This window comes from Plantactinospora sp. B6F1, assembly GCF_040120695.1.
Taxonomy (GTDB): domain Bacteria; phylum Actinomycetota; class Actinomycetes; order Mycobacteriales; family Micromonosporaceae; genus Plantactinospora.
Map to the genome: position 1 here is coordinate 511,567 of NZ_JBEEAC010000002.1, position 17,239 is coordinate 528,805.

The following is a 17,239-nucleotide window of genomic DNA, read 5'->3' on the forward strand; positions in this document are numbered from 1 at the left end:
CGGTGCTCGACCGCCACCCCTGACCCGCTGGTCCCGACGGTCGCCGCCTCGGTCGATCCGTGCCCCTCGCGGGGCGGCCGGGCTTAGCGTGAGGCCATGGACGACGGGGAGCGGGCGCTGGTGATCGACGGCGAACTGCACGACCTGCTGGTCATGCTCGCCAACAGCCGCAACGAGACGGTCGGCGAGACGGCGGCCCGACTGATCGAGGCGGAGTTCGACCGGATCAACCCGGGGATGCTGGACGACATCCGCCGACCCGGCGCGGCGATCAAACGTCTCTACGCGGCAACCGGTCGGCCGGTGCCACCGGCCTTCCAGCAGATGGTCGACCGTGAGTTCGGTGGCGCAGCCGGGCTGCGCGAACTCGACGAAACCGGCGAACTGCACCGCATCTAGCGCCCTCCGGTGAACCCGACCGCCGGGTAGCGGGGCGGGTGATGCTCCCGTTGTCGCGGCGGGCCGGGTAAGAATGGCCGCGATGATCGAGGCCATCGAACTGACGAAGCAGTACGGGCGGGTCCGGGCCGTGGACGATGTGACGTTCCGCGCCGTACCGGGCCGGGTGACCGGATTCCTCGGGCTGAACGGCTCGGGCAAGACCACCACCCTGCGGATGCTACTCGGACTGAGCCGGCCGACCGCCGGCCGAGCACTGATCAACAAGCGGCGGTTCCGCGACCTGGCCCACCCGGCGCGGCAGGTCGGTGCCGTCCTCGAACAGGGCATCAGTCATCCCGGCCAGACCGGCCGGGCGCACCTGGTCACCCAGGCCGTCCTGGCCGGCGCCGGCCGGTCCCGGGTCGACGACCTGCTTGAGTACGTCGGCCTGGCGCGCGCCGCCGACCAGCGCACCGGCGACTACTCGCTCGGGATGCGGCAGCGGCTCGCGGTGGCGACCGCGTTGCTGGGCAGCCCGCCGGTGCTGATCCTGGACGAGCCGGCGAACGGACTCGACCCGGAGGGGATCGCCTGGCTGCGCGGGCTGCTGCGCGACCACGCCCGGGCGGGCGGCACAGTGCTGATCTCCAGTCACCTGCTCGCCGAGCTGGCCCAGCTCATCGACGACGTGGTGATCATCGCCAAGGGCCGGGTCAGGTGCGTGGCCCCGCTCGCCGAACTGTACGGCGACGGCGCCCACCGGCTGCGGGTCCGGGGCCGTGATCCCCACCGGCTGTGGCGGGCGTTCGAGCGGGCCGGCGGCCGGGTCAGCTCGAACGGGTACGCGCTGGAGGTGGTGGGCCTCTCCCCGGAGGAGGTGGGCGAGCTCGCCTTCGAGGCGCGGGTACCGATCTACGAGCTGAGCAGCGACGCCCCGAACCTCGAACAGATCTTCCTCGACCTGGCAACCGCCTGATGATCGCACTGCTCCGCAGCGAGCTGTACCGGACGGCCACCATCCGGTCGAGCTGGATCTCGATCGCCGTGTTCAGCGGGCTGGGCGCGTTCTTCGGCACGGTGAACGTCGACGCCTGGGCGTTGCTGGCCGGGATGGGCGCGTTCGGGCTCGCCGTACTGGGGGTGACCCAGCACTTCCAGCACCGTACCGCCGTACTGCTCTATCTGGCCCGCCCGAACCGGCTGCTGACCCTGCTCGGGCAACTGGTGGCCAGTGTGGTCGTGGCGGTCGGTTTCGCCGCCGTCAGCGGGGTGACCGTGCTGGCCAAGGGCGACCTGACGCAGTACCGCGACACCCTCACCCTGGTGCCGGTGATGGCGGTCTTCGGCGCCGCCAACGCGGTGGTGGTACGCCGCCCCACCTGGCTCTTGCTCGGGTACGCCGGCTGGTTCGTCTTCGTCGAGGGGCTGCTCGGCCGGCTGACCGCCCCGCTGCCGTTCTCGTCCTTCCTGGCCGCCGGCGGCGGCGACCGCACCGGTCTGCTCATCGCCGCCGCCTGGACCCTGCTCGCCCTGCTCGCCGCCGCCATCACCGTCCACCGCGACATAACCACCGACTGACCGCCGCTCCCCAGCTCTCGTTCCGTCGACCTGGACACCAGAGGCGTTATCCGGTGCTGTTGACGCCTCTGGTGTCCAGGTGAGTGGGACCGGATGCCGGGGGCGCCGGGGCGCTCGGGTCTGGGAGTGCGGTGCGCGGCGCTGGCTGCGTGACCGGGGTGGTGGCGAGCAGGATGCCGTGCCAGCGGTCGAAGACGTCGGCGCGCGGCACCGGCAGGCGTACGCCGCAGGCTTCGAGGAGGGCGCGCAGGGCGGCCCGCCGGTGGGCCAGGGTGATCGGGCACCGCAGGGGCAGCGGTCGGCGTCGACGGAATGGCGTTGGCGCAGGGCGTACGCGATCCGCCACAGGGTCGGCATCGGACAGGCTGGTGGGACGGCTTCACCGCGAACGTCGCCTCGTCCGTCATCGACTGGGTCCGGCTGGAGCGGCGCCATCGCGGCCGCCGGCTGAACCCGCCTCGGCGCCCGCTGCGCCTACTGTGGACGCCGCCGTCGTGGCTCAGCCCTTGAAAGCGCCTTCCATGATGCCCTGGACGAGGCGTCGCCCGACGAAGAAGAAGAGCACCAGCAGCGGCAGCGTGGCCAGGAACGAGCCCGACATGGCCAGGCCGAGGTCGATGTCCCGGCTGCTCTGTAGCGCCTTGATGGCGATCTGCACGGTGTAGTTCTCCGGCGACTTCAGCACGATGAACGGCCAGAGGAAGTCGTTCCAAGAGTAGACGAAGCCGAACAGTCCCAGCACCAGCGCTGCCGGGCGGACCAGCGGGAAGGCGATCCGCCAGAAGATCTGCCAGGTCGTCGCGCCGTCCACCCGGGCGGCGTGCAGCAGGTCGTCGTCCAGGGTGCCGACCATGTGCTGACGCATCCAGAAGATGCCGAACGCGCTCACCAGCCCGGGGACGATCAGGGCTTGCAGGGTGTCCACCCAGTTGAGCTTCGACATGATCAGGTACTGCGGGATGACGGACAATTGGGCCGGCACGGTCATGGTCAGCACGACTATCAGGAACAGCGTGTCGCGGCCCCGGAAGCGCAGCTTGGCGAAGGCGAAGCCGGCGAGCGCGCAGAGCACCGCCTGGCCGACGCCGATCGAGGTGGAGACGACGACGCTGTTCACCAGCGCCTGCACGAACGGCACGATCTCGAAGACCAGGTCCGCCAGATAGAAGAAGTTCCCGCCGGGCACGACGTGTGGCGGCAGGCTGTATGCGGTGGCCGAGTCCGTCGTGGCCACCACGAACATCCAGTACAGCGGGAAGAGGCTGACGAACACCATGGCGCCGAGCAGCGCGTACACCCCGAACGAGATTTGGGTGGCACCCCGTTGCCGCCGGGGCGCCCGCCTGGTGCCGGTCGGGGCGGAGCCACTGCTGGTTGGAGAGGTGGGGTTCATGGGCGCTCCGGGCGGACGCGGGTGACCAGCAGATAGTTGATCGTGGAGAAGAGCACGACCATCACGAAGAGCGCCACGGCGATGGCGGCGCCGTAGCCGAAGTGGAACCGGCCGAAGCCCTGCTCGTAGAGGAACAGGGTGAGCGTCTGGCACTGTCGGGCCGCCCCGCAGGTGAGCCCACCCACCGGGTTGACAAGCAGCGGCTCGGTGAAGATCTGCAACCCGCCGATCGTCGACGTGACGACGGTGAACACGATGATCGGCCGCAGCGACGGGATGGTGATGTGCCGGAACTGCTGCCAGCCGGTGGCGCCGTCCGCGGCGGCGGCCTCGTACAGTTCGCGGGGGACCGCCTGGAGCGAGGCCAGGTAGAGCAGCGTGTTGTAGCCGGTCCACCGCCAGGCGACCATGACCGCGATCATGAGGTGGCTGCCCCACACCGACGCGGTGAAGTCGACGTGCGCGAAGCCCAGCAGCTCCAGGAACCAGTTGAGCATGCCGTAGTCGCGGTCGAAGAGCTGGGCGAAGACGATCGTCGTCGCCGCGACCGAGGTGACGTACGGGACGAGCACCGCCATCCGGAAGAACGTCGCCGCGCGCAGCCGTACGTGGTTGAGCAGGTGGGCCAGGCCGAGCGCGATCAGCAACTGCGGGACGGTCGACAGCACCCAGATGCTGAACGTGTTGCGCAGCGCGCCCCAGAACCTCGGGTCCTGCACGAGCTGGGAGAAGTTGGCCAGCCCCACGAAGTGCCGCTCGCCGATCGGGTCCCAGTCGAACAGCGCGACATAGAAGGTGAACAGCAGCGGGAAGAGGCCGAAGACGAGGAAGAGCAGGAAGAACGGCGCCACGAAGGCGTACGGCGCGAGCCGCTCGCGTAGGCCCTGCTGGATGTGCCGGTACCGGCTGGGTCGGGCGGTGGTCTTCGGGACCGGGGCCGGGCTGAGCGTGGTGGTCACAGGTCACCTTCCCGACGTGCGGCGGCCGGGTCGGCGCCGGCCGCCGCACATCAGTCGTCCGTTCAGCCGCGCAGGGCGTTCCTGACGTTGTTCAGCGCGGTGTTCCACGCCTCGGCGGGGGCGACCTTGCCCTGCTCGACGCTGGTCAGGGTGTTCAGCAGTTCGGTACCGATGGTGGCGTCGTCGGGGCCGATGTAGAACGGCTTGATGTTCACGACGGACTGGGTGTAGATCTTGCCGATCGGTGCGTTGGAGAAGAACGGCTCAGCCCGGCCGACGAGCTGCGGATCCGTGTAGACCGACGGTGTCGTCGGCAGGTTCCCCTTCGTCAGGAAGTTCTCCAGTTGACCGGCCGGCGACTGCATCTCGGCTATGTAGTTCCAGGCCGCCTTCGGGTTCTTCGCCCGCTTGGGGATGGCCAGGTAGCTTCCGCCCCAGTTTCCCGACCCGCCGGGGACGGTGGCGATGTCCCACTTGCCGGCGGTGTCGGGGGCGTTGGTACGGATGGCGTTGAGCATCCAGGCCGGCGCGGACACGACCGCGAAGTCGCCCTTGCCCATGCCCGCGGTCCAGCCGGTCGAGAACGAGGACTGCTTGGCGGAGATGCCCGCCGCGGAGACCTTGAGCGTCAGGTCGAACGCCGCCTTGACCTGTGGGTTCTTGTCGTACGACAGTTGGCGGTTCGCGTCGTAGTAGCGCTCCGTGCCCTGGTTGACCGCCTGGAAGAAGATGCTCGTCGGCGTGTTGTCCAGGAACGCCTTACCGGTGGCCCGGACGTACTGCTTGCCGACCTCCGTGAACGCGTCCCAGGTCGGCCACAGCTTGGAGACCTGCTCCCGGTCGGTGGGCAGACCGGCGGCCTTGAAAAGGTCCGTGCGGTACGCGATCGCCATCCCGCCGACATCCGTCGGTATTCCTACGATCTTGCCGTCCTCGGTGGTCGACTGCTTCATCACCCAGTCGAGGTAGTCGCCCTTGATCTTGTCGGCGCCGAGCGTGCTCAGGTCCACGAAGTTCTCCGGGGACTGCATGAACTTCGGCAGGTCGTCACCCTGGATCAGCACGAGGTCGGGCACCTTGCCGCCGGCCAGTGCCGCGGTGAGGGCCTGGGCCGTCTCGGTGGTGGAGCCCACCTCGGTGAGCTTGACGTTGATGTCCGGCTGCTTCTTCTTGTAGTTCTCGACGTCGAGCTTCTGGTTGATCCCGGTGAACGACCAGAACTCGAACGACTTGTCGTCGCCTCCGGACCCTTCCGAACAGCCGCCGGACAGCAGGAGCGTGGCCGCGGCGAAGACGGCGGTGGTGGTGGTGATGACGCGCTTCACGCGGCCTCCAGTCGTGCGCGGTCCGGCTCGAATCTATGAGTTGACATACGTAAATGTCTTTCGTATGACGTGTGAGGGTACTCATGGTCACGAAGCCCGTCAACGACCCCTCCGACGCGGTACTGGCCGGGCGGTGGATCCGCCGGTGGACATCCATCGTTCACGATGAATGTATCGGTGCCGGTACGCCCCGGGCACCATCAGTCGAGAGCGAGGATTCCCGTGCGCAGTCGCCCGTACCGACCGATCCGCCGCTTGGCCCGTACCCTGATCCTGCCCGTCCTCGTCGCCGCCCTGGTGGCCGGCGGCGGCACCGCCGCGCAGGCGGCGGCCGAGGACACCGAGCCGCCCAGCGCACCCGGCGCGATCACGGTGGTAAGCGCCACCGGCACCTCCGTCGAGCTGACCTGGACGCCGTCCAGTGACAACGTAGGGGTGCTGGAATACCACGTCTCACAGATCTTCACCGACGTCGCGATGCTGCACCGGACCACCACCAACAGCATCGTGCTCACCGGGATGCTGCCGTCCCGGACGTACACCTTCGCGGTCTGGGCGGTGGACGCGGCAGGCAACCGCTCGGCGGCGCCGCCGTCGCTGCGCTACACCATGCCGCCCGGGGACGGCCAACCGCCGACCGCACCCACCGGACTCGCCGTGGGGGCGATCGGGGAGACCACCGTCGGGCTGAGCTGGGGTCCGTCCACCGACAACGTGCTGCTCGCCCAGTACGAGGTGCTGTCGCTCACCCCGACCGGCAACACCGTGGTCGGACGGGTCTACCTGATGCCGCCCATCTATCCCAGCACCGGCACGACGATCTCCAGGCTGACGCCCAGGACCACCTACCGGTTTGCGGTGCGGGCCGAGGACGAGGCCGGCAACTACTCGGCGCTGTCCAACGTGGTGACGGTGACCACCGGGCCGGCGCCCACCTGTACGGCCCGGTCCTCGCGCCGGGGGCCGGAGGTCTGGATCTCGGTCCGGAACGTCGGACCGACCCCGGTCGACGGGTGGACGCTGACCTGGGCCCTGCCGGACTCGCAGCGGATCGCCGCGATCTGGAACGCCGCACTGGTCAGCCACACCGGAGGCGTCGTCACCGCCCGGAACCTCGGCTGGAACGCGGTGATCGCGCCGGGCGGCACGGTGACCATCGGGTACCTCGCCAGCGGGAGCTTCCAGCCGGCCGATGTCACTCTGAACGGCCAGCTCTGCCAACCCGGATAGCAGCCTGCTCGGCGACGAGGAGATCGAAGAAAGCCGTCCCGGGCCGCAGGTGCCCGGCTGCCGGCTGCCGGCCGGGTGGAGGGCGCGCCGGAGCGTGCGCGCCCCCCACGACCACTTCGCCGGCGGGCCCGCCGCCGCTCCGGGCAGACTCCCGGATCCGACTGCCGTGCGTCCTATGGCGTCTACCAGCTTTTATCAAGGTAATCGCACCCGTGCCGGTGCTGTCGATTGACAGGACTGCCGATGTATGAAGGATCCCCTCGACCGCCAGCCCCGGCATCCGGATACCTGACCCAACCGGGCGGCACGCTGCCGCGCTGCGGCCGGCGATGATCCGGTCGGCCGGCCGGACCGGCCGTGCTGAGCATTGCTCGGAACGTCGCCGTTTCCGGCGGCGACGTTCGCCGTTCTTCTAGGTAACCGCACAGGTAAACCGCAGCATTGCGGGTGGGGGATCGACAGGGCTGCGGAGACGGCGAGGAGTGGATCATCATGCGGGCGACGGCTCGGTTTACCGGTACGGGGGATGGTTGAGCTGCCACCCGGTGCCGCCGAGATCGTGGCCGACGTGGAGCGGATCGCGGCGCTGCCGGGAGATGTGCGGGACAGGGTGCCGGAACTGCTGCGGGTGCTGCACCGGCTGATGCCGAGCGGCGCATCGATGGTGCACCTGCTCAACCCGGAGCTTCGGGAGTTCCAGGGGCTGGGCGGGTCCGGCTACAGCGAGGTGATCGTGGCCTATATGGGCAGTTCCGAGCATTACCGGGAGATGGAGTTGCTCGGCATGGACCGGGATCGGCCACCGATGCGAGTACGCGACGCGCCCGTGCCACCGGGGGAGCTGCGGTCCTGGGCGGAGCACCTGGAGCCGGCGGGATACCGGGAGGGGATCGGCCTCACCCTGTTCAGCCCGGACGGACGGCACCTCGGACTGATCACCCTGCACACCGACGACCCGGCACAGCCGAGCGACGAGACCAGGGACTTCATCGGGCTGCTCGCCCCAGTCATGGCCGACGCCGTCGACCCGATGCGGTCGATCGCCACGCTGTCGACGATCGTCGCCGACGCCGAATACGGCGTGGTACTGACCCGGGGCGGCAACGTGCTGCCGCTGCCCGGGCTGCCGGACCACCCGCTGCTCCGGGCCGAGGCGCCGGTGTTGGAGGTGGCGGCGGCAGGTCTGCGCGAGGGCCGCGTGCACAACTCGTTCCTGTGCCCGTACCCGGTACCGGACGATCAGGGCCGCCACGTCCGGCTGACCGTGCTGCCCTGCCCGGTCTCGGCACCGGCACACCTGCTCGCGGTGGTGCTGATCTCTCCTGCCGGGGACCTGCGCAGGTTGACACGACGGGAGTTGCAGATCCTCGGCCTGCTCGTCGACGGCTGGTCCAACCAGCGGATAGCCAGCCAGTTGGTGATCACCCAACGGACCGTTGCCGCGCACATAGAACACATCCTGGACAAGATGGATGCTCCGACCCGTACCCTGGCCGCCGTCCGCGCGCTGCGCCTGGGCCTGTACGTTCCGCTGCCCCTCACCCGGATCCGACGCTGACCCGTCAGCATCGTCATACCCGCCTGTCTGTCGACGAAGGTTTCGTGATGACCGCTCCGCCACCGCCCCCGTCGAACGTCCTGCGGGACGTTGCCGAGATCGCCGAGACTCCTGGTCATCACGGCCAGATGGCGGAGGTGCTCGCCCGGGTCCGCCGGGTGGTCCCGGTCCAGGCCGCCTGGCTCGCCCTGCTCGACGACCGGCACCGCCGTTACACCGAGCTCGCCAGCTTCGGCTACGACGGCCGGATCCTCGACTACTTCGGTACCACCCCGATGCTGGACCAGGTCGAGCTGGTCGGGCTGACCAACTCAGCCCTGCCGCAGCGGGCCCAGGAATCGCCGGTACCGCTGAACGAGCTGCCGGTCTGGGCCGACTACTACTTTCCGGCCGGGTTCCGGGCGGGGATGGCGGTCGGGCTGTTCACCCCGGACCGCCGGCACGTCGGGGTGCTCGTCCTCTGTACCGACGACCCCGAGCATCCGACCGAGGCCGAACGGGACCTGGTCGCGGCAATCGCCCGCCCGGTCGCCGCCGCCGTCGACCCGATCCGGTCGCTGGCGGTACTGGCCCAGGTCGTCCGGGACGCCGGGGCGGCGGCGGTGCTGACCCGTGCCGGTGAGGCGCGCCCACTGCCCGGCCTGCCCGGGCACCGGTTGCTGGCCCCGGACTCGGCGCTGCCCGGGATCGCCCTGCACCAGGCGAGCCACTGCGGTGGCTCCGCCTCGTTCCTCTGGCCGACGGACCTCGGGCCGGACCACGACGACCGGTCGGGGTTGCTCCAGGTCACCGTGCTGGGCTGCCCCACCGCGCCGCCGTCGGTGGTCGGGATCCTGGTGCTGTCTCCGCTGCCCGGCGGCCGGTCGGTGCTCACCCGCCGCGAGTTGGTGACGGTCGGTCTGTTGTTGGAGGGCTGGTCCGACGAACACATCGCGGTCGGCCTGGACCTGCCGCTGGGTAGCGTCGCCGAGACCATCGCGCGGGTCGTGGTCGGGCTCGACGCCCCGGACCGGCACACCGCGCTGCTGCGGGCGGCCCGTCAGGGCTGGTTCATCCCGCCTCGTCCCGGCCGTCCTCCGCAGGGCTGAGCAGTCGGACCAACGTGGCCCGGCACGCCCGGGCCGGCCGGGTCGTTCGGCCGAGGAGACCGGCCCGTCGCAGTGGTCTGGGTCACAAGCCGGAACATGGAGCACCGTTTGTTACTTGAGTCGTATTAGCTCAACTAACGATGGCAGGTGTGTGATGGCAACTCTTCCGGTTCTTCCTCTGACCGACGCTGTCCTGCTGCCCGGCATGGTCATCCCGGTGACCCTGGACGCGACCACCCAGGCGGCGGTGGACGCGGCCCGGGCCACGGGCGACAAGAAGCTCCTGGCTGTGCCCCGGGTCGACGGGGAGTATGGATCCATCGGCGTCATCGCCACGATCGAGAAGGTCGGCCGGCTGCCCAGCGGCGAACCCGCCGCCGTGGTGCGCGGTGAGTCCCGGGCCCGGATCGGCTCCGGCGTTCCCGGACCCGGCGCGGCCCTCTGGGTCGAGACCGTCGGAATCACCGAGCCGGCGCCGGCCGGCCGGGCCAAGGAACTCGCCCGGGAGTACCGGGCACTGGTGACGTCGCTGCTGCAGGAGCGCGGCGCCTGGCAGGTGATCGACGCGGTCGAGCGGATGACCGACCTGGCAGAGCTGGCCGACTCCGCCGGCTACGCGCCGTGGCTCACTCTGGAACAGAAGATCGAACTGCTCGCCGCGCCGGACGTGACGGCCCGGCTCGAACTGCTGGTCGGCTGGGTGAAGGCGTACCTGGCCGAGCAGGAGGTCGCCGAGCGGATCAACACCGACGTGCGGGAGGGGCTGGAGAAGTCCCAGCGGGAGTTCCTGCTCCGCCAGCAGCTCGCCGCGATCCGCAAGGAGTTGGGCGAGGACGAGCCGGACGGCTCCGCCGACTACCGCTCCCGGGTCGAGGGCGCCGACCTGCCCGAGAAGGTACGCGAGGCGGCACTGCGCGAGGTCGGCAAGCTGGAGCGGGCCAGCGACGCCTCCCCGGAGGCGGGCTGGATCCGCACCTGGCTGGACACCGTGCTGGAGATGCCGTGGTCCACGCGTACCGAGGACAACACCGACCTTGTGCAGGCCCGGGCGGTACTCGACGCCGACCACGCCGGCCTGGCCGACGTGAAGGACCGGATCCTGGAGTACCTGGCGGTGCGCAACCGGCGCGCGGCCCGCAACCTCCAGGTGGTCGGCGGCCGTGGTTCGGGCGCGGTGCTCGCGCTCGGCGGCCCGCCCGGAGTCGGCAAGACCAGCCTCGGCGAGTCGGTCGCCCGGGCCCTGGGCCGGAAGTTCGTCCGGGTCTCCCTCGGCGGCATCCGGGACGAGGCCGAGATCCGGGGCCACCGCCGGACGTACGTCGGCGCGCTGCCCGGCCGGATCGTCCGGGCGCTGCGCGAGGCGGGCTCGATGAACCCGGTCGTACTGCTCGACGAGGTCGACAAGATCTCGGCGGGGTACGCCGGTGACCCGGCCGCCGCCCTGCTGGAGGTGTTGGACCCGGCGCAGAACCACACCTTCCGGGACCACTACCTGGAGGTCGACCTCGACCTGTCGGACGTGCTCTTCCTGGCCACCGCCAACGTGGTGGAGGCGATCCCCGGTCCGCTGCTGGACCGGATGGAGCTGGTGAGCCTGGACGGCTACACCGAGGACGAGAAGGTCGCGATCGCCCGGGACCACCTGCTGCCCCGGCAGATCGAGCGGGCCGGGCTGACCACCGACGAGGTGAGCGTCTCCGACGCCGCGCTGGGCCGGATCGCCGCCGAGCACACCCGCGAGGCGGGGGTCCGCCAGCTCGAACGCGCGCTGGCGAAGATCCTCCGCAAGGTCGCGGTCGGGCTGGCCTCGACCGACGCCCCGGTACGGGTCGACACCGACAACCTGACCAGTTACCTGGGGCGGCCGAAGTTCACGCCGGAGTCGGCGGAGCGGACGGCGGTGCCCGGGGTGGCGACCGGGCTGGCGGTGACCGGTGCCGGTGGTGACGTGCTGTTCATCGAGGCGACCAGCATGGAGGGCGAGCCGGGGCTGACCCTGACCGGGCAGCTCGGCGACGTGATGAAGGAGTCGGCGCACATCGCGCTCTCGTACCTCCGGTCGAACGGCCGGGCGTTGGGGCTGGACCCGAACACGCTGGCCGGGCGGCGGATCCACCTGCACGTACCGGCGGGCGCGGTGCCGAAGGACGGTCCAAGTGCCGGCATCACCATGGTCACCGCGCTGGCCTCGCTGGCGGGCGGTCGGCCGGTACGCCCGGAGTTCGGCATGACCGGTGAGGTCACCCTCTCCGGTCGGGTGTTGCCGATCGGCGGGGTGAAGCAGAAGCTGCTCGCCGCGCACCGGGCGGGACTGACCGAGGTGGTCATCCCGGCTCGGAACGAACCGGACCTGGACGACCTGCCCACCGAGGTGCGGGAGGCACTGACCGTGCACACCCTGGCCGACGTGGCGGACGTACTGGCGCTGGCCCTGCGGCCGGCGGACGAGCCGGACCTGCTCGACGGCGCCGAGGGGCCGGCGCTCGCCGCCGCCTGACCCCGACCGCCGACCGACCCGGCCACTGACCGACCCGACCACCGATTGATCCGAACACCGACCGACCCGACCGACGGCGGGCCGTCCGCGACGCGCGGGCGGCCCGCCGGGCGTTGACCTCGACATTGCTTGAGGTCGTACTGTCGGTGGGCGCCGGTAGGGTCCCGGCGATTCAATCTTCACGGGGGTCACCAGCGATGGACATGGAAGTCACGGCGTGGAACTCGCTGTATCACGCGATGCACGCCCAGCAGGACAAGCGGCCGTTCTCCAGGGCCACACTCCGCCGCATCACCGGCTTCGCCCGGCCACACCGCCGGCGACTGACCCTCTATCTGCTGCTCAGCGTGGTGATGGCGGTGCTCGCGGTGGCCACGCCGGTGCTGGCGGGCCGGGTGGTCGACGGCATCGTCGGCGGGAAGAGCACCGACCTGGTGGTCGGGCTCGCCGTACTGATCGGGGTCGTCGCGCTGGCCGAGGCCGGTCTCGCGCTGCTGACCCGCTATCTCTCGGCGAGCATCGGCGAAGGGCTGATCCTCGACCTGCGTACCGCGGTCTTCGACCACGTGCAGAAGATGCCGGTCGCCTTCTTCACCCGGACCCGCACCGGCGCCCTGGTGAGCCGGCTCAACAACGACGTGATCGGCGCGCAGCGGGCGTTCTCCGACACCCTCTCCGGGGTGGTCGGCAATCTCGTCACGCTGCTGCTCACCCTGGTCGTGATGGTCGGGATCTCCTGGCGGATCACCCTGCTCGCGCTCGTCCTGCTGCCGGTCTTCGTGCTGCCCGCCCGCCGGATGGGCACCCGGCTGGCCCGGCTGGAACGCGAGGCCGCCAACCACAACGCCACGATGGGCACCCAGATGACCGAGCGGTTCTCCGCGCCCGGGGCCACCCTGGTCAAGCTCTTCGGCCGGCCCGCGCAGGAGTCGGCCGAGTTCGCGCTCCGGGCCCGCCGGGTCCGCGACATCGGGGTACGCACCGCGATGGTCCAGTCGGTCTTCATCACCGCGCTCACCCTGGTCTCGGCGCTGGCACTCTCCCTGGTGTACGGCCTCGGCGGCCTCTACGCGCTGCGCGGCCAACTGGAGCCGGGCGCGGTGGTCGCGCTCGCCCTGCTGCTGACCCGGCTCTACGCCCCGCTGACCGCGCTGGCCAGCGCCCGGGTCGAGGTGATGAGCGCGCTGGTCAGCTTCGAGCGGGTCTTCGAGATCCTCGACCTCAAGCCGCTGATCACCGAGAAGCCCGACGCGCGCCGGGTGCCGGACGGACCGGTCTCGGTCGAGCTGGACGGGGTGACATTCGGCTACCCGTCGGCGGAGAAGGTCTCGCTGGCCTCGCTGGAGGAGGTGGCCACCCTGGACACCCGGGGCGGGGTCGACGTGCTGCACGACGTGTCGTTCCGGGTCGAGCCGGGTCAGCTCGTCGCCCTGGTCGGCTCCTCGGGAGCCGGAAAGTCCACCATCGCCCAGCTCGTACCCCGGCTGTACGATGCCGACTCCGGTGCCGTACGCCTGGCGGGCCAGGACGTCCGGGACCTCACCGCCGACTCGATCCGGGACACCCTCGGCCTGGTCACCCAGGACGGGCACCTGTTCCACGACACCATTCGGGCCAACCTGCTGCTGGCCCGACCCGACGCGGCCGAGGAGGAGCTGTGGGACGCGTTGCGCCGGGCCCGGCTCGCCGACCTGATCGAGGGACTACCCGACGGGCTCGACACCGTGGTCGGCGAGCGCGGCTACCGGCTCTCCGGCGGTGAGCGGCAGCGGCTGACCATCGCCCGACTGCTGCTGGCCCGGCCCCGGGTGGTGATCCTGGACGAGGCGACCGCGCACCTCGACTCCACCTCCGAGGCGGCGGTGCAGGCGGCGCTCGGCGAGGCACTGGCCGACCGTACGGCGCTGGTGATCGCGCACCGGCTCTCCACCGTACGGGCCGCCGACCAGATCCTGGTGGTCGAGGAGGGCCGGATCGTGGAGCGCGGTACCCACGACGAGCTGCTCGCCGCCGGTGGCCGCTACGAGGAGCTGTACCGGACCCAGTTCGAGCAGGACGAGCGGCCCCGGACCGAGGAGGCGGAGCTGGTCGCCGGCTGATGCCTGTGGCGGCCTCATCGCCGGGGAGGCGGACGCTGCCTGGGACGGCATGGCAGGGCGGGGCGGCGCGGCCCGACAATGGCGGGGTGACAACCGAACCATCCCGCACCGAGCCACCCCGACCCGCGTCGTCCACCGGCTCGGTACCTGCCCAGCCGGCACCACCGGAGATCACCCCGCCGGTCGTACCGGAGACCGCGCCGGTCCCCGATACCTCACCGGCCCCCGACAGCGCGCCGGTGCCCGATCCGTCACCGGTTCCCGATCCCTCGCCGGAGGCGCAGGCCAGCCCGGCGTCGTCGGCACCGGCGCCGGCCTCGACGGACCCCGCACCCGCCGAACCGGGTGCGAGGTCGTCGGGGGAGAGTTCGGCCAGCCCGACCAAGGTCCGGATCGACACCCCCGGCGCCACCATCGAGATCGAGGCGAACGAGTCGCTGGCCGAGGTCGTGGCGACCGCGCTGCGGCTCTTCCACGAGGCCGGCGGCTGGCCGCAGGTGAACAGCCGATCCGCCGGCTTCGCCCAGGCCGAACGCCGGGAGACCCATCCGGTCCAGCCGAGTTCGATGCCGTACGGGCCCGGGTCATACCCGGTCCAGATGCCGTAGCCGACGGGCTCGGGCGATCAGCCGGCGCGGCCGGACCCAGCCGAGGAAGCGAGCGTACGTCCGGGCCGGGTCCGGCGCCGTGTCCGGGTTGAGCCGGTGCAGGTCCTCGATGGCCGCCTGAAGCACTTCCGCATACCACTCCGCCGTCCGGGATGGCGTGATCGACCCGATTCGCCGACAATCCTCGGATGGGCTACACCCACTACTTCTCGTACTTTCCGCGAAGTGCCGAGTTCCGGGCGGTCTGGCCGCGGATGTGGGCGGATGCCGAGCTGATCCTCGACCGGGTGGAGACGGCCGGCGTGCGGCTGTGCCGGGATCCGTTCGACGGGAACCTGCCGGCGGAGTACGAGGTCATCGCCGTCAACGGTGACGGGGAGCGCGACGAGTACGGTGAGCCGCTGGTGCTGGCGCCCCGCTGGCCCGGCTACCGGCAGCAGAGCGCCGATGGCCGGCTGACCGGGTTCTGCAAGACCGGACGCGAGCCCTACGACCTTGCCGTCACCACCATCCTGCTCCGGTGCCACCGGCTGCTGCCGGACGGCTTCGCGATCCACAGCGACGGCGGTTGGGAGGCTGAGTGGCGGCACGGGAGGCAACTGCCGCCCCCGGTGCTGCCGAGCGCCCGTGACCTCGTCGCCGAACTGTTCGGGGACGAGGTCACGGCCTGCCCGTTCGACCACCACCGGGTGTTCGGCCCGTCCGCCGCAGGCTAACCGGGCCGCCGCAGCGGAGTCGCACCGGCGGGAGAAGCAAGTACCGTGGCCTGGTGGGCAACCCCTTGCAGACGCTGACCCTGGCCGACCTTCGACGTCGTACCAGCGAGAAGTGGCGGCACTACCCGCCGGACGTACTCCCGCTCTGGGTCGCGGAGATGGACGTGCCGCTCGCCGAGCCGGTCGCGCGGGCGCTGACCGACGCGGTCGCGCTCGGCGACACCGGCTACGCGCCGGGCGGCGCGGACTACGCCTCGGCGCTCGCCGGTTTCGCCCGGGAACGCTGGGGCTGGGCCCCGGAGGTCGAGCAGACCCGGCTGGTCCCCGACGTGATGCTCGGCGTCGTCGAGATGGTCAAGCTGGTCACCGGGTACGGCGACGCCGTAGTGATCAACCCGCCGGTCTATCCGCCGTTCTACGACTTCCTCCGGAGCGCGGACCGTCGGGTCGTCGAGGCACCGCTGAACGCGGAGTACCGGCTCGACCCGGACGCCCTGGCAGCGGCCTTCGCCGAGGCCGTCTCGGGCGGCCGTCCCGCCGCGTACCTGCTGTGCAGCCCGCACAACCCGACCGGCACGGTGCACACCGCCGACGAACTCGCGATGGTGATCGAACTCGCCGACCGGTACGGCGTACGCGTCGTGGTGGACGAGATCCACGCGCCGCTGGTCTATCCGGGCGTGACGTTCCGGCCGTACCTCTCGATGCCCGGCGGTGAACGCGGCCTCGCGCTGCATTCCGCGTCGAAGGCGTGGAACCTGGCCGGGCTGAAGGCGGCGCTGGCGGTTGCCGGCCCGGCGGCCGTCGACGACCTGGCCCGGATGCCGAAGGTGGCCGGCGACGGCGCCAGCCACCTCGGGGCGATCGCGCACACCGCCGCGTTCCGCTACGGCGGCCCGTGGCTCGACGAACTGCTGGCCGGGCTCGACCAGAACCGCCGGCTCCTCGGCGACCTGCTCGCCGAGCACCTGCCGCAGGTGCGGTACCGGCCGCCGGAGGGCACCTACCTCACCTGGCTGGACTGCCGGGACCTGCCCCTGCCGGCTGACAGTTCGGGCGCACCCGCCGATCCCGCCGAGGTGTTCCTGGAGCGCGGTCGGGTCGCGCTGGTCTCCGGGCCGCTCTTCGGGACCAACGGTGCCGGACACGCCCGGTTCAACCTGGCGACCTCTCCGGAACTGATCACCGAGGCGGTCCGGCGGATGGCCGCCGCGCTGCGCTGATCCGCCCGCCCTCGGTTGCGCTGATCCGCCCGCCCTCGGCTGCGCTGATCCGCCCGCCCTCGGTTGCGCTGATCCGCTCGGTCTCAGAAGTTGGCCCGGTCGGGTGTTCAGAGGGCCAGCCTGTCCGGTCTGGGCACGGCGCCCAGGTCGAGGACGCGGTCGAGGTACCGGCACTGCTCGACGGGATGACGGCTGTCCGGTCGTCAGCCGAATGTCCGATTCTTTGGCATGATCGTCTGGCGGGTCGGCCCGGATCGCGGAACACCGGGCCGGCGGCCATGGTTATACCCGGCGTACGTCCGCAGCAGCAGCCCCCGGTCAGCCCGGGTCGGCTGTGCGGGTGGATGGGTCGGTGCCGGGCCCCGGGAATGACGGGCCGCCGGCCCCGGTTACATCCCTCGGCACCCCGGAGCAGCGAGCGGTCGGCACGCCGCCGCCCGTGCGCCCTGAGGTGTTCTTTCCCCCCGAGTTTCTTCGGGTTTCTTTCCTTTCGACCTGCCCGTCTGTCGGGTGGTGTCGTACCCCCGGAATGGAAGGCGACCATCATGACTTTCGTCAACCGATGGCTCCCGGCCATCACCGAG

The 17,239-nt window shown here is 70.9% G+C and carries 15 protein-coding genes; 11 read left to right on the forward strand and 4 right to left on the reverse strand.

The genetic code is table 11. From position 1 onward, the window contains the following. Positions 1 to 96 precede the first annotated feature (96 nt). The 3 genes from ABNF97_RS05515 to ABNF97_RS05525 all read left to right on the forward strand — a co-directional run bounded on the left by ABNF97_RS05515 (position 97) and on the right by ABNF97_RS05525 (position 1,959). On the forward strand, positions 97 to 399 hold the full coding sequence (locus ABNF97_RS05515; RefSeq protein WP_130461478.1) for a hypothetical protein: 303 nt from the start codon (positions 97 to 99) through the stop codon (positions 397 to 399). 82 nt (positions 400 to 481) lie between these two features. Continuing rightward, entirely contained in the window at positions 482 to 1,357 is an 876-nt protein-coding gene (locus ABNF97_RS05520; RefSeq protein ID WP_349337827.1) for an ATP-binding cassette domain-containing protein, read from the forward strand. Further along, positions 1,357 to 1,959: a hypothetical protein gene (locus ABNF97_RS05525; protein ID WP_349337828.1), complete on the forward strand. Its 603-nt coding sequence runs from the start codon at positions 1,357 to 1,359 to the stop codon at positions 1,957 to 1,959. The genes ABNF97_RS05520 and ABNF97_RS05525 overlap by 1 nt, the downstream gene beginning before the upstream one ends. Positions 1,960 to 2,458: 499 nt before the next feature. Here ABNF97_RS05525 and ABNF97_RS05530 read toward each other — a convergent pair whose 3' ends face one another. The 3 genes from ABNF97_RS05530 to ABNF97_RS05540 form a co-directional block, all read right to left on the reverse strand. Further along, positions 2,459 to 3,352, reverse strand: coding sequence for a carbohydrate ABC transporter permease (locus ABNF97_RS05530; RefSeq protein WP_349337829.1), 894 nt, complete (start codon positions 3,350 to 3,352; stop codon positions 2,459 to 2,461). Continuing rightward, entirely contained in the window at positions 3,349 to 4,311 is a 963-nt protein-coding gene (locus ABNF97_RS05535; RefSeq protein ID WP_349337830.1) for a carbohydrate ABC transporter permease, read from the reverse strand. The genes ABNF97_RS05530 and ABNF97_RS05535 overlap by 4 nt, the downstream gene beginning before the upstream one ends. A 62-nt stretch (positions 4,312 to 4,373) precedes the next feature. Next, on the reverse strand, positions 4,374 to 5,636 hold the full coding sequence (locus ABNF97_RS05540) for an ABC transporter substrate-binding protein (RefSeq protein ID WP_349337831.1): 1,263 nt from the start codon (positions 5,634 to 5,636) through the stop codon (positions 4,374 to 4,376). 222 nt (positions 5,637 to 5,858) lie between these two features. Here ABNF97_RS05540 and ABNF97_RS05545 point away from each other — a divergent pair, with 222 nt between their 5' ends. The 6 genes from ABNF97_RS05545 to ABNF97_RS05570 all read left to right on the forward strand — a co-directional run bounded on the left by ABNF97_RS05545 (position 5,859) and on the right by ABNF97_RS05570 (position 14,716). Continuing rightward, positions 5,859 to 6,866, forward strand: coding sequence for a cellulose binding domain-containing protein (locus tag ABNF97_RS05545; RefSeq protein ID WP_165436631.1), 1,008 nt, complete (start codon positions 5,859 to 5,861; stop codon positions 6,864 to 6,866). A gap of 526 nt (positions 6,867 to 7,392) precedes the next feature. Further along, positions 7,393 to 8,424, forward strand: a complete 1,032-nt coding sequence (locus ABNF97_RS05550; RefSeq protein WP_349337832.1) for a helix-turn-helix transcriptional regulator — start codon at positions 7,393 to 7,395, stop codon at positions 8,422 to 8,424. Positions 8,425 to 8,471: 47 nt separating this feature from the next. Further along, positions 8,472 to 9,512: a GAF domain-containing protein gene (locus ABNF97_RS05555; protein ID WP_349337833.1), complete on the forward strand. Its 1,041-nt coding sequence runs from the start codon at positions 8,472 to 8,474 to the stop codon at positions 9,510 to 9,512. A 154-nt stretch (positions 9,513 to 9,666) separates the two neighbouring features. After that, positions 9,667 to 12,009, forward strand: coding sequence for an endopeptidase La (lon, locus tag ABNF97_RS05560; protein ID WP_349337834.1), 2,343 nt, complete (start codon positions 9,667 to 9,669; stop codon positions 12,007 to 12,009). A gap of 197 nt (positions 12,010 to 12,206) precedes the next feature. Further along, positions 12,207 to 14,108 carry an ABC transporter transmembrane domain-containing protein gene (locus tag ABNF97_RS05565; RefSeq protein WP_130461487.1) on the forward strand — a complete coding sequence of 634 codons (1,902 nt, stop codon included), beginning with the start codon at positions 12,207 to 12,209 and terminating at the stop codon, positions 14,106 to 14,108. 86 nt (positions 14,109 to 14,194) lie between these two features. Further along, the gene (locus ABNF97_RS05570) at positions 14,195 to 14,716 is read left to right on the forward strand and encodes a hypothetical protein (protein ID WP_349337835.1); all 522 of its coding nucleotides are present in this window, start codon (positions 14,195 to 14,197) and stop codon (positions 14,714 to 14,716) included. Here ABNF97_RS05570 and ABNF97_RS05575 read toward each other — a convergent pair. After that, on the reverse strand, positions 14,693 to 14,842 hold the full coding sequence (locus ABNF97_RS05575; RefSeq protein WP_165436632.1) for a hypothetical protein: 150 nt from the start codon (positions 14,840 to 14,842) through the stop codon (positions 14,693 to 14,695). The two genes, ABNF97_RS05570 and ABNF97_RS05575, sit on opposite strands and share 24 nt — an antisense overlap. A gap of 62 nt (positions 14,843 to 14,904) precedes the next feature. On the opposite strand from ABNF97_RS05575, the gene ABNF97_RS05580 reads away from it, so the two are divergent. Together ABNF97_RS05580 and ABNF97_RS05585 are read left to right on the forward strand one after the other, a co-directional pair. Next, complete coding sequence (locus ABNF97_RS05580) at positions 14,905 to 15,432, forward strand: hypothetical protein (protein ID WP_349337836.1); 528 nt, start codon at positions 14,905 to 14,907, stop codon at positions 15,430 to 15,432. A gap of 53 nt (positions 15,433 to 15,485) precedes the next feature. Then, positions 15,486 to 16,655: a MalY/PatB family protein gene (locus ABNF97_RS05585; RefSeq protein ID WP_349337837.1), complete on the forward strand. Its 1,170-nt coding sequence runs from the start codon at positions 15,486 to 15,488 to the stop codon at positions 16,653 to 16,655. Positions 16,656 to 17,239: the final 584 nt, after the last annotated feature.

Bases quoted from the DNA above. Each gene is read 5' to 3' on its own strand.
- ABNF97_RS05515 (WP_130461478.1), top strand. From the start codon at position 97: ATGGACGACGGGGAGCGGGCGCTGGTGATCGACGGCGAACTGCACGAC.
- ABNF97_RS05525 (WP_349337828.1), top strand. From the start codon at position 1,357: ATGATCGCACTGCTCCGCAGCGAGCTGTACCGGACGGCCACCATCCGG.
- lon (WP_349337834.1), top strand. From the start codon at position 9,667: ATGGCAACTCTTCCGGTTCTTCCTCTGACCGACGCTGTCCTGCTGCCC.
- ABNF97_RS05565 (WP_130461487.1), top strand. From the start codon at position 12,207: ATGGACATGGAAGTCACGGCGTGGAACTCGCTGTATCACGCGATGCAC.
- ABNF97_RS05555 (WP_349337833.1), top strand. From the start codon at position 8,472: ATGACCGCTCCGCCACCGCCCCCGTCGAACGTCCTGCGGGACGTTGCC.
- ABNF97_RS05550 (WP_349337832.1), top strand. From the start codon at position 7,393: ATGGTTGAGCTGCCACCCGGTGCCGCCGAGATCGTGGCCGACGTGGAG.
- ABNF97_RS05580 (WP_349337836.1), top strand. From the start codon at position 14,905: ATGGGCTACACCCACTACTTCTCGTACTTTCCGCGAAGTGCCGAGTTC.
- ABNF97_RS05520 (WP_349337827.1), top strand. From the start codon at position 482: ATGATCGAGGCCATCGAACTGACGAAGCAGTACGGGCGGGTCCGGGCC.
- ABNF97_RS05530 (WP_349337829.1), bottom strand. From the start codon at position 3,352: ATGAACCCCACCTCTCCAACCAGCAGTGGCTCCGCCCCGACCGGCACC.